The 12,323-nt window shown below is 73.9% G+C and carries 2 protein-coding genes; both read right to left on the bottom strand.

Going from position 1 to position 12,323, the window contains the following annotated elements:
* Positions 1-43: 43 nt before the first annotated feature.
* Complete coding sequence (locus INQ48_42260) at positions 44-5,050, bottom strand: amino acid adenylation domain-containing protein (protein ID QRF61981.1); 5,007 nt, start codon at positions 5,048-5,050, stop codon at positions 44-46.
* Positions 5,047-12,294, bottom strand: a complete 7,248-nt coding sequence (locus INQ48_42255; protein ID QRF61980.1) for an amino acid adenylation domain-containing protein — start codon at positions 12,292-12,294, stop codon at positions 5,047-5,049. The genes INQ48_42260 and INQ48_42255 overlap by 4 nt, the downstream gene beginning before the upstream one ends.
* Positions 12,295-12,323: the final 29 nt, after the last annotated feature.

Raw genomic sequence — 12,323 nt, 5'->3', positions numbered from 1 at the left:
CGCACTGCGGTGCGAGCTTGCCTGGGGCGGCCCGGCGCGGCGCTCATGCCCGGTCCCCGCGCAGCCAGCCACCAAGGGTGCGTCCCAGCAGCCCGAGCGTGCGGCCGGGCGCCGGCGCACGCTTCGGCTCCCCGGCCGGCGCGATGCCCGCCGACGGCGGCGAGGCCGCCAGCTGCGCCAGGCTCTCGAACAGGTAGCGGCGCGGCTCGACGCGGCAGCCCAGGGTCAGCGCGGCGCGCTCGACCGAGCGTTGCACCAGCAGCGAATCGCCGCCGAGGTCGAAGAAGTTGTCGCTGGCGCGGATCTCGTTGACGTCGATGCCGATCACGTCGGCCCAGATCTGCGCCAGCCGCGCATGCTCGGGTGGCAGCACGTCGGCGAGCGCCGGCGCCGCCGGCGTCGCTTCCTGCACCGTCGGCGCTTCGCGCGGCTCGGCCGCGAGCTTGCGCAGGTAGGCCGCGCTGGCCGAGCCTTCCTCGCTGGCCAGCTGCGCGAGCGTCGCGTGCGGGCGGTCGGCCGCGCGGCGCAGCAGTTCGAGGTAGCGCTCGCGCAGCTGGGCGCCGGTCTCGCGCAGGTAGATGTCGGCGTTGTAGATCAGCGCGCCCTCGATCCCGTGCGGCGTGTCGAGCAGCCACACGCCGATGTCGTCGGTGGCGCCGCGCTGCAGCAGGTGCATCTGCTGCGTGCGCAGGCTGCCGATGCGCGAACCGCGTTCGCGCGCATCCTGGAACGAGAACATCGTCTGGTAGGCGCTGCCCGCGCGGGCCGGGCCACCGGGCTCGGCCACCAGGCGCTCGAACGGCACCTGCTGGCAACCCATCAGCGCGAGCAGCTCCTGCTTCACGTAGCGCAGGTAGTCCGGCAGCGTCAGGTCCATGTCGATGCGCAGCGACACCGGCAGCATGTTGTTGAAGACGCCCATCACGTTCTCGGTCTCGGGCTGCTGCCGGCCGCGCACTGGGTTGGCGACCACGAGGGTGTCGCTGCCGAGGGTGCGGCTCATCGCGAGCGCATGGATCGCGAAGCTGAACATGCTGAGCGTCACGTCGAGCGCACGCGCGGTCTCGCGCAGCCGCTGGGTGGCGGGCAGGTCGATGGCGATCCATTGCGAGCCGCCCTGGCCGCTCCTGCCGGCACGGCGCGGCATGTCGGTGCGCGGCAGGCGCGGCGCGGCCACGGCGGCGGCGCGCTCGCGCCACAGCGCGCGCTGCGCCTCGAACTCGGGCGTGGTCATCCAGCCGGCCAGCCACTCGGCATAGTCGCCGTGCGTGGTCGCGAGCGCGGGCAGCGCGTGCGGGCGGCCGCGTTCGGCCGCGTCGTAGAGCGCGGCCAGCTCGGCCTGCAGCAGGTCGAAGGACCAGCCGTCCCAGACCAGGTGGTGCGGCACGAACACGAAGACATGCGTCTCCTCGTCGATGCGGAACAGCGCGGCGTGCAGCATCGGCGCGCGATGGATGTCGATCGGACGGTCGGCCAGCTCCTGCATGCGCTCGGCGAGTTCGGCCTCGCGCTGGTCGGCCGGCAGCTCGCGCAGGTCGATCACGGGCAGCGAGAAGTCGACCGCGCGGGCGATCGTCTGCACCGGCGCGCCGTTGGCCGGATCCACGCCCATGCAGGTGCGCAGCGCGGGCTGGCGGCGGATGATCTCGCGCAGCACGGCCTCGAAGCGGGCGGCGTCGAAGGCGCCGAGCAGCCGCTGCGCCGAGGGCGCGTTGTAGACCGAGCGGCCCGGGTGCAGCTCCTCCATGAAGCGGATGCGTTCCTGCGACGGCGTCATCGGCGCCAGCTCGCGCTCGAAGCGGCAGGGCAGCGCGGTCTGCCGCGTTTCGCCCGCGCCGCGCAGGGCGGCGATCACCGCGGCCAGCCGCTCGGCCGTGGGCGCCTCGAACAGGGTGCGCAGCGGCAGCGCGAGATCGAACTCGCGGCTCAGCAGCGTGGCCAGCCGCGCGGCCAGCAGCGAATGGCCGCCCAGGGTGAAGAAGTCGTCGCCCATGTCCATGCCCGGCAGGCTCAGCACCTGCTCCATCGCCGCGAGCACCTTGCGCTCGATCTCGTTGGCGGGGCCGGCGCCGCGCTGCGTCACCTCGCGCGGCAGCGCGCCAGGCGGCGGCAGCGCGACGCGGTCGAGCTTGCCGTTCGGCAGCGTGGGCAGCACGGGCAGCGTCACCACGTGCTGCGGCAGCATGAAGGCCGGCAGCTTCTCGCGCAGCTGCTTCATGAGCGCGCCGAGTTCGAAGGCCGCGCCCGCGGCGCCCGGCTGCAGCGCCAGGTAGGCCACCAGCCGCACGTCGCCGGGCCGGTCCTCGCGCGCCACGACCACGCTGCGCGACACGCCCGCCGCCTCGTTGCAGCGGGCCTCGATCTCGCCGGGCTCGATGCGGTAGCCGCGCACCTTGACCTGGAAGTCCAGCCGTCCCAGATGCTCGAGCAGGCCGTCGTTGCGCCAGCGGCCGCGGTCGCCGGTGCGGTAGATGGCGGTGGCCTGCCCGAGGATGCGCGCGCCGACGAAGCGCTCCGCTGTCAGCTCGGGCCGCTCGAGGTAGCCGAGCGCGAGGCCGTCGCCGCCGATGCAGATCTCGCCCGGCACGCCGACGGGGCAGGGCTGCAGCGCGGCATCGAGGATCCAGACGCTGGTGTTGTCGAGCGGCTGCCCGATCGACACGCCGTGCGCGGCGATGGTGTCGCGGCGCATGTTCCAGGCCGTGGACCAGACGGTGGTCTCGGTCGGGCCGTAGACGTTCCACAGCTGCGCGCAGCGCTCGAGCAGCTCGAGCGCGAGCCGACCGCGCACCGGCTCGCCGCCGATCCAGCCGCGCAAGCCGGGCGCGCCGGGCCATCGCGCGTCGAGCAGCAGCTGCCACATGCCGGGCGTGGCCTGCAGCACGGTGACGTCCTCCTCCTCGAGCAGCGCGCGCAGGCGGCGGCCGTCCATCGCGGTCTCGCGCGGGACCATCACGATCTCGGCGCCCGCGGCCAGCGGCAGCAGCAGCTCGGCCACCGCGATGTCGAAGGACAAGGTGGTGACCGCGGCCAGCCGGTCGCCCTCGCCGAGGCCCGGTGCCTTGCGCATCGACTGCAGCAGGTTCGCCACCGCGCGGTGCGGCACGCACACGCCCTTGGGCGTGCCGGTCGAGCCCGAGGTGTAGATGACGTAGGCCGCGTCCTCGGGGCCGGCATCGTCGCCACCGGGCGGCAGGGCGCCCGCGGGCGCGCGCTGCCAGCCGGTGTCGCGGTCGAGCTCGAACACGCGCTCGGCGGCATCGACACGCCAGCCGCGCGGCGCGCAAGCGATATCGGATGTGGTGAGCAGCAAGGCGAGCCGGGCATCCTCGGCGTAGTGGTCGAGCCGCGCCTGCGGAAAGCCCGGGTCGAGCGGCACGTAGGCCGCGCCCGACTTCAGCACCGCCAGCAGCGCGACGACCATGTCGATGCCGCGCTCCAGGCACAGGCCCACGCGCTGGCCACGGCCCATGCCGCGTTCGCGCAGCGCATGCGCGAGCCGGTTCGACTGCGCGTCGAGCAGGGCGTAGCTGCAGCGGCGCGAACCGTCGCGGATCGCGGGGCGCTCGGGCTGCAGCAGCGCGCTGGCCTCAAAGCCGGCATGCGCCAGCGGCAGGCCCGCCAGCGGGCTCGGCGCGGGCTGCAGCGCGAGCAGCTCGCGCGCCGCCTCGGGCGAGAGCAGCGCCAGCTGGCCGACCGTCTGGTCCGGCGCCTGCACGGCCGAGCGCAGCAGGCACTCGAACATGTCGAGCCAGCGCCGCACGCTGGCCTCGTCGAACAGGCCGGTGTTGTACTGGGCCTCGACCACCAGGCCGCCCTCGGCCGGGCGCAGGTTGAGGAACAGCTCGAAGTTCTCGTAGCGGCGCGGCACCGTGTCCTGCGTGACCTCGAGGCCGGTGAAGTTCTGCGCGCTGCCGGCCACGTCGGGGTCGAGGTTGAACATCACGCTCACCAGCGGCTGGCGGCTCGCGTCGCGCTCGAGCGAGAGCTTGCCGAGCAGCGCGCCATAGGTCAGCGACTGGTGCTCGAAGGCATCGAGCACGGCCGTGCCGCATTCGCCCATCAGCGCGTCGAAGCGCTGTTGCCCGTGCACCGCGAGGCGCAGCGGCAGCAGGTTCACGCAATGGCCGACCAGCCCCGGCATGTCGCGCGAGAGCTGGCCCGAGGCCGGAATGCCGACCACGATGTCGTCCTGTCCGCTCAGGCGGTGCAGCGTGGCGGCGAACGCGCCCAGCAGCCCCGCGAACAGGCTGGTGCCGGACTTCGCGCTCGCGGCGCGCATCGCGCTCACCAGCGCGCGATCGAGCCGGCGCTCGATGCGTTGCGAATCGAAGCCGCGCACCGCCGGGCGCGGCCGGTCGGTCGGCAGCTCGAGCACCGGCAGGGTGCCGGCGAAACGCGCGAGCCAATGGTCGACGTGCGCCTGCATGGCGGGCCCGGCCGCCTCGGCGGCTTCCTCGGCCGCGAAGGCCGCGTAGCTCGGCGCGGCGCGCAGCGGCAGGCCTTCGCCGATCTCGTCGGCATAGAGATGGCCGAGCTGCTCGGCGATGACGGCCCACGACCAGCCGTCGCACACCACGTGGTGCGCCGACAGGACGAGCTCGTGCTCGGCGTCGCCGAGCCGGTACAGCGCAGCACGGAACAGCGGACCCTGCTCGAGCGGGAACGGGGTGCACACCGCCGCCTGGTGCACGGCCTCGAGCGCCTGCGCGCGGCCCGCCGCATCGAGCGTGCGCAGGTCGCGCAGCTCGAGGGCCGGCAGCTCGCCGCCGCCGACCCGCATGCTGCGGCCGTCGGGCGAGAGGGTGGCGCGCAGCGACTGGTGGCGCTGCACCAGCCGCGCCAGTGCGCGCGACAGGGCCTGCGCATCGAGCGTGCCGCGCAGTCGCAGCAGCACCGATTCGTTGTAGGCCAGCGAGGCCTCGGCGCTCAGCATGGCGCCGAGCCAGACCTCGCGCTGCGATTCGGTGGTGGGGATCACGCACTCGACGCTGCCGAGGACCGGCGCGGTGTCGACGGCGTCGGGGGTGGGGCGAAGCACGGCGTTCATGCGACCGCCTTCGCGTTCGCGCCACCGGCCGGGACCGGGTCCGCCAGCGCGGGCAGCGCGCCGCCGTCGGCGGCCGGCACATACCAGAAGGGCTGGCCGTCGACGTCGCGGGCGAGCACCGAGCCGTCCCGCGCGTCCTTGCGCACCTCGAAGCTCAGGGGGCTGGGCGCGCGGCGCGGCAGGAAATCCGACTCCTGCAGCTCGGCCACCGAGGCCTTGAACGCCGCCTGGATGGCCGCGATGTCCTGCGCGCCGTGGGCGCTGGTCAGGAAGCAGGGGAAGTTGTCGAGGATGTGGATGCCGCGGCTGCGCATCATGGCGAACAGCAGGTCCTGCAGCGGATGCTCCTCGAGCCAGTTGACGCGCCACAGCGATCCGCAGCGCCCGATCGCGATCGGCGCGCCGACCTCCAGGCACCAGGCGCTCAGTTCGTCGGCCATGGCACCGGTGCGCTGGTTCAGGCCCTCCTGCAGCGCCGCGCCGGCCTCCTTCAGGTGCGTGAGCGCGGCCTTGGCCGCGGCCAGCGCGAGCGGATGGCGCACGAAGGTGCCGGCGAAGTAGGTGACGCCGACGCCCGGGATGGAGTCGTCGCCGTACTGCCAGGCGCCGCCGTCGAGCGCGTCCATGTAGGCGCGCCGGCCCGCGACCACGCCGATCGGAAAGCCGCCGCCGATGACCTTGCCGTAGGTGGCGAGGTCGGCGCGCACGCCGAACAGCGCCTGCGCGCCGCCGAGCGCGACGCGAAAGCCGGTGATGACCTCGTCGAAGACCAGGCAGCAGCCGTGCTGCTCGGTGATGGCGCGCAGCGCGTGCAGGAACTCGCGCGGCTGGAAGTCGGGCCGCCGGCTCTGCACCGGCTCCACCAGCACGGCCGCCAGCTCGTCGGCATGCTCGCGGATGAAGGCCAGCGCCTCGGGCGTGCCGTAGTCGAGCACGCGGATGTCGCCGAACATGCCGCTCATCACGCCGGGCGCGGCGGACAGGCCCTTGGCGTTGCGGCCCGCGCGCACCAGCACCTCGTCGAAGGTGCCGTGGTAGGAGCCGGTGAACACCACCACCGTGCTGCGGCCGGTGACGGTGCGCGCGATGCGCAGCGCCGCCATCACCGCCTCGGAGCCGGTGTTGCAGAGGGCGGCGCGGTCGCTGCCGGTGAGCTCGCAGACCAGGCCGGCGACGTCGGCCGCCAGCGGATGCTGCGGGCCGATCTCGTAGCCGGCGTCGAGCTGCCGGCGCACCGCCTCCTGCACGAAGTCGGGCTGCCAGCCGAACATGTTCATGCCGAAGCCGTTGAGCGCATCGACGTACTCGTTGCCGTCGATGTCCCAGAGCTTCGAGCCCTTGGAGCGCTCGACCACGATCTGGTAGGCGATCTCCTTGGTCAGCGGCCGGAAGCCGTTGACCACGCGCGGATCGGCCATGTGGGGCCGGTTGTCCACGGTGAACTGCTTGCTGCGGCGCGTGCGCTCGACATAGCGGCGCACGAAGGCCGCGAGCCGCGCCTTCTGGCGCGCGCTGGGTTCGGCCGTGCGCTGGGTGTGGATGCGCGCAATGGCGCCGAAAGCCTTGGCCACGTCGTAGCGTTGCGGCGCGGTTGCGGCCGGAGCGATGGCCGGTTCGGCGACGGGCTGCGGGACGACGGCGGCAGCGGGCGCGACCGAGGCGGCGCCCGACAGCAGCGCGAGCTGCTGGCGCATGATGTCCATCTGCTGCGCAATCAGTTGGGGCAGCTGGAATGCGCCCGCGTTCTCATCGAACCGCGGCACCGCCATCGCGGGCATCACAGGCACCGTGACGGCGATCGGCGCTGCGGGCGCGGCCGGCGCTTCGTCCGGCAGGCTCTGGCGCAGGAAGGCGCCCAGCGCATCGAAGCTGCGATGGTTCTCCATCAGCTGCCGGAAGCTCAGTTCGACCTTGAAGTGCTTCCTGATCTGCGTCGCGGCCTGCGTCAGCGTCAAGGAGTCGAGCCCCAGTTCGGCGAACGGCGCATGCCCGTCGGCCTGCGCCATGTCGAGGCCGCAGATGTCCTCGAACAGCGCGCGCAGGCGGGCGTCGAGGGTGGAAGCGGACGCGGGAGGAAGAGGCGAGGGCGTTGCAACGGTCACGGTGGACTCCAGGGCGATCGGGGGGACGAGGGGGGCGGCAGCCGGCGCGGCTGCCGTGACGAGGGCGGAAAGAGGGGGCGCGATGTCGACCCAGCAGCGCTGGCGCTCGAATGGCGTGGTCGGCAAGCGCACGCGCCGCGCGTCTGTGCGGTTCGACAGGCGCGCGAGCTCGATCTCGGCGCCGCGGGTCCACAGCCGCGCGCTGGCCAGCCGCAGCAGCGCCACCTCGTCGGCCGGATCGCCATGCAGCAGCGATACCGCCGTGCCCGCGTGCTGGCGCGCGAGCGTGGCCAGCGTGTTGCGCGGCCCGGTCTCGACGAACAGCGGCTGCGACAGCCGCGCGAGGGTGTCGCGCAGCGCGGGCGAGAAACGCACGGTGCCGCGCACATGCTGGGCCCAGTAGGCGGCGCTGGTGGCCTCCACCTCGCCGAGCGGCTGGCCGGTGAGCGTCGAGACGATGGGAATTTGCGGCGCGCGCAGCACCACCTGCCGCACCAGCGCCTCGAAGGGCGCGACCACCTCGTCCATCATCGAGGAATGGAAGGCGTGCGAGGTCTGCAGCGCGCGGCTCGCGATGTCTTCCTGCTGCAGCGAGGCCTGCAGGGCGGCGATGGCCTCCGACGGCCCCGCCGCCACGCAGGCCGTGGGGCCGTTGTCCGCCGCGAGCGAGAGCGAGGGATCGAGCCGCGCGAGCAGCTCGGCCGCGCCGAGGCGCACCGACAGCATCGCGCCCGCCGGCTGCGCCTGCATCAGCGCGCCGCGACGCGCGACCAGGCGGGCCGCATCCTCGAGCCGCATCACGCCGGCCAGCACGGCCGCCACGAACTCGCCGACGCTGTGGCCGATCAGCAACTGCGGCCGGGCGCCGAGCGAGAGCAGGCGGCGCGCCAGCGCATATTCGAGCGTGAACAGCGCCGGCTGCGCGACGGAGGTCGGCAGCAGGGCCTGCGGATCGCTCGAGAACATGCGCTCGCGCAGGTCGAAGTCCAGTTCGCCCGCGAAGGCCGCGAGGGCGTCGTCGAAGGCCGCCGCGAACACCGGGTCGCCCGCGTGCAGCGCCCGGCCCATGCCGGCGTACTGGGCGCCCTGGCCCGGGAACATCAGCACCAGCTGCGGCACCCGCGCGCCCGCGCTGCCGCTCGCGCGCCATGGCGAACCGGGGTCGCGCAGCGCGGCCACCGCGTCGTGCGCGCGGGCCGCCACCACCACGCGGCGGAAGGCGTGCGCCTTGCGGCCGACCGCGAGCGTGTGGGCCACGTCGGCCAGCGAATCCTCCGGATGGGTCTCGAGGTGGGCCGCGAGCCGCTCGGTCGCCAGCGCCAGCGCGGCCTCGGAACGCGCGGCCAGCGGCAGCACGTGCAGGCCCTCGTCGGGTGCCGAGGGCGCGCGCGCGGGCGCCTCCTCCACGATGACGTGGGCATTGGTGCCGCCGACGCCGAACGAGCTCACGCCGGCGCGGCGCGGCTGCGCGCCGCGTGGCCAGGGCTTCGGCTGCGGGTTGACGCGAAAGGGCGTGCGTTCGAAGCCGATCGCGGGATGCGGCTCGGTGAAATGCGCGGTCGGCGGAATGCATTCGTGCTGCAGCGCCAGCGCCGTCTTGATCAGCCCGGCCGCGCCGGCGGCCGTGACCATGTGGCCGACGTTGCTCTTGAGCGATCCCAGCGTGCAGAAGTCCAGCGCATCGGTGTGCTCGGCGAAGGCACTGGCCAGCGCCTCGACCTCGATCGGGTCGCCCATCGGCGTGGCGGTGCCATGCGCCTCGACGAAGGAGATGCTGCGTGCGTCGACCCGGGCCGCGGCCAGCGCCGCGCGGATGACCGCGGCCTGCCCGTCGACGCTGGGCGCGGTGAAGCTGGCCTTCGCGCCGCCGTCGTTGTTGACGCAGGCGCTGCGCAGCACGGCATGGATGGTGTCGCCGTCGGCCTGCGCGTCGGCCAGCCGCTTGAGCAGCACCACGGCCGCGCCGTCGCTGAAGACCGTGCCCTGCGCCTTCGCGTCGAAGCTGCGCGTGCGGCCGTCGGGCGAGAGCATCGCGCCCTCGTTGTAGAGGTAGCCGCTGCGCGGCGGGCAGGTGACCGCGGCGCCGCCGGCCAGCGCCATGTAGCACTGGCCGCTGCGCAGCGCATGGAAGGCCTGGGCCACCGCGACCAGCGAGGTCGAGCAGGCGGTGTGCACGCTGACCGCCGGCCCGGTGAGGTTGAGCCGGTGCGCGACGCGGGTGGCGATGTAGTCCTTCTCGTTGGCCAGCATCGTCTGGAACTCGCCGACCGCCTCGACCAGGTCGGGCCGGGTGCTCAGGTGGCGCTGCGCGTAGCTGGCGTTGTACATGCCGGCATACACGCCGACCGGGCCCGGCGCGGCATCGGGCACGTAGCCCGCGCGCTCCAGGCATTCCCAGCAGATCTCGAGGAACACGCGTTGCTGCGGGTCCATCAGCGCGGCTTCCTTCGGCGCGATGCCGAAAAAGGCCGCGTCGAAGTCCTCGATGCCGTCGATCACGCCGCGCGCCCGCACGTAGGCCGGGTCGCGCCGCAGCGCCTCGCTCACGCCGGCGTCGAGCGTGGCGTCGTCGAAGAAGCTGATGCTGTCGCGGCCGGCCAGGAGGTTGTCCCAGAACTGCTCGACATCGGCCGCGCCCGGAAAGCGGCCGGCGGTGCCGACGAGGGCGATGGCGTCGACATCGACGTCGGCGCTGGCGGCCACGGCGCGTTCGCGCGGCGCCTCGATGGCGGCGCGGGGCTTCGCCTTGCCGCGCGGACGCAGCCGGTCCGCGATCGCGGCGGGCGTGGGATGGCTGAAGAACAGGTTGGTCGACAGCGGCGCGCTCTGGTCGCGCTGGAGCACGGCCAGCACCTGCAGCACGCGCATCGAGTCGCCGCCGAGGTCGAAGAAGTTGTCGTGCCGGCCGACCTCGGCGAGCTGCAGCACCTGCGCGAAGGCCTCGCACACCGTCTGCTCGGCGGCATCGCGCGGCACCTCGTAGGCCTGCGCGAGCGCGGGCCGCTCACCGGCCGGCTCGGGCAGGGCCTGGCGGTCGAGCTTGCCGTTGGGCGTGAGCGGCAGCCGGGGCAGCCACAGCTGCGCCGAAGGCAGCAGCGCGGCGGGCAGCAGGGCCGCGAGGTGGGCGCGCAGCGCCTCCCAGGGCAGCGGCTGCGCACGCGCGACCAGATAAGCCACCAGGCGCAGCGCGCCGCCGGCATCGGGGCGCGCGACCACCGCGCAGGACTGGATCGCCGGATGCGCGAGCAGGGCGGTCTCGATCTCGCCGAGCTCGACCCGGTGGCCATGGATCTTGACCTGCCCGTCGCGGCGGCCGACGAACTCGATCGTGCCGTCCGGCAGCCAGCGCGCCAGGTCGCCGCTGCGGTAGAGGCGATCGCCGGCCGCGCCGAAGGGATCGGCGACGAAACGCTGCGCGCTCAGCGCGGGCTGGCCCAGGTAGCCGCGCGCCAGGCCATGGCCGCCGATGCAGAGCTCGCCCACCAGGCCCGCCGGCAGCAGCGCGAGCGAAGGGCTCAGCACGCGCAGCACCGTGTCCTGGATCGGGCGGCCGAGCGGCACCGAGCGCAGCGTGTCGGGCAGCACGGCGGGAATGCGGTGGGTCGCCGCGAAGGTGGTGCACTCGGTCGGGCCGTAGCCGTTGCTGAGCACCAGCCCCGGCAGCGCGGCGAGTGCGCGCCGCACGTGCGGCAGCGACAGCGCCTCGCCGCCGGTGATCAGGTGGCGCAGTCCCGCGAGGTGGGCGGGATCGTCGTCGACCACCGCATTGAAGAGCGCGGCCGTGAGCCAGGCCGTGTGCACGTCGTGCCGGGCAATGGTGCGCGCGAGCCCCGCGCCGGTGGGCAGCCGTTCGTCGTGGACCACGCAGCAGCCGCCGTTGAGCAGCGGCCCCCAGATCTCGAGCGTGGCCGCGTCGAAGCCCAGCGGGGCGGCATGCAGCATGGCCAGGCCATGGCCGAAGGCGGCGAAGTCCGAGCCGACGACCAGGCGCAGGATCGCGCGATGGCAGATCGCGATGCCCTTGGGCGTGCCGGTGGAGCCCGAGGTGTACATGAGGTAGGCCAGCGATTCGCCGTCGATCGCCGGCGCGCGCCCGCTGCCGGCCCGGCCGTCATCGGGGCGTGCGTCGACGCGCAGCAGCGGGGTCGACGGGGGCAGCAGCGCATCGAAGGCCTCGGCCGCGACCGCCAGCCGCGCACCGGCCTGCGCCAGCATCGCGGCGATGCGCTCGCGCGGCTGCTCGGTCGGGATCGGCAGGTAGGCCGCGCCGGCCTTGAGGATCGCGAGGAGCGCGACCACCGCGTCGATCGAGCGTTCGAGCACGAGGGCGACCGTGTCGCCCGCCTGCACGCCGCGCTGCTGCAGGCACTGCGCGAGCACGTCGGAGCGGCGGTCGAGTTCGCGGTAGCTCAGGCGGGTCCGGCCCTGGACCAGCGCGAAGGCCTCAGGCACGGCGGCGGCCTGGGCGCGGAAGCGGCCCGTCACGGTCAGCGCGCGGTCCAGCGGCGCCACGGGGCGGTTCCACTTGGCGAGCTGCCGTTCGCGGTCGGCCTGGGGCAGGTTGCGGATGTCGTCGATCGGCGCGTCGGGGCGCGACAGGAGGTCGGCCGCGGTATCGGCCACTGCCGCGAGCAGTTGCTGCAGCGAGAGGGCATCGAGCCAGCCGGCGGCCGCGTCGGCGTGCAGGCAGGGCGGCTCGGCGCCGAAGCGCAGCCGGATCGGCGCGGGCGCCGCGGCGGCGTCGATGGCGTCGCGCAGCCACAGCACGGCGGGCGGTTCGGTGGGCAGCGGCGTCGCGCTGGCCTCGCCGCGCCGGCAGTCGATGGCGGCGATCCATTCGGCGGCGGTCGGTGCCGCATCCCGGGCGAAGGACGAGGCGAATGCATCGCCGGTGCTCGCGGCTTCATGGAGCACCGGCTCGGCCCGGCCCAGCCAGCGCGATTGCAGCAGTACCCAGGCCGCGGCCCATGGCGCGTCGGAGAACCGGTGGAGGCTGCCCGGATGGCGCGCCGTGTCGATCGGCAAGGGCAGGCTGCACGCCAGCCTCGGGCCGGCACCGAGCTCGGTGCGCGCCGCGAACAGGTCCTCCCATGCGAGGCTGCGGCTTTCCGGGAATTCCGGAAACATCGTCTGAATGTCCATATCACCGTCCGATTCGAAATTGCAGAAGA

The organism is Variovorax paradoxus, from assembly GCA_016806145.1.
Taxonomy (GTDB): Bacteria; Pseudomonadota; Gammaproteobacteria; order Burkholderiales; family Burkholderiaceae_C; genus Variovorax.
This window is presented reverse-complemented; position numbering and strand designations above follow the sequence as displayed.

Excerpts from the sequence above, each read along its gene's own strand:
- INQ48_42260 (QRF61981.1), bottom strand. The coding sequence starts at position 5,050 with ATGAACGCCGTGCTTCGCCCCACCCCCGACGCCGTCGACACCGCGCCG.
- INQ48_42255 (QRF61980.1), bottom strand. The coding sequence starts at position 12,294 with ATGGACATTCAGACGATGTTTCCGGAATTCCCGGAAAGCCGCAGCCTC.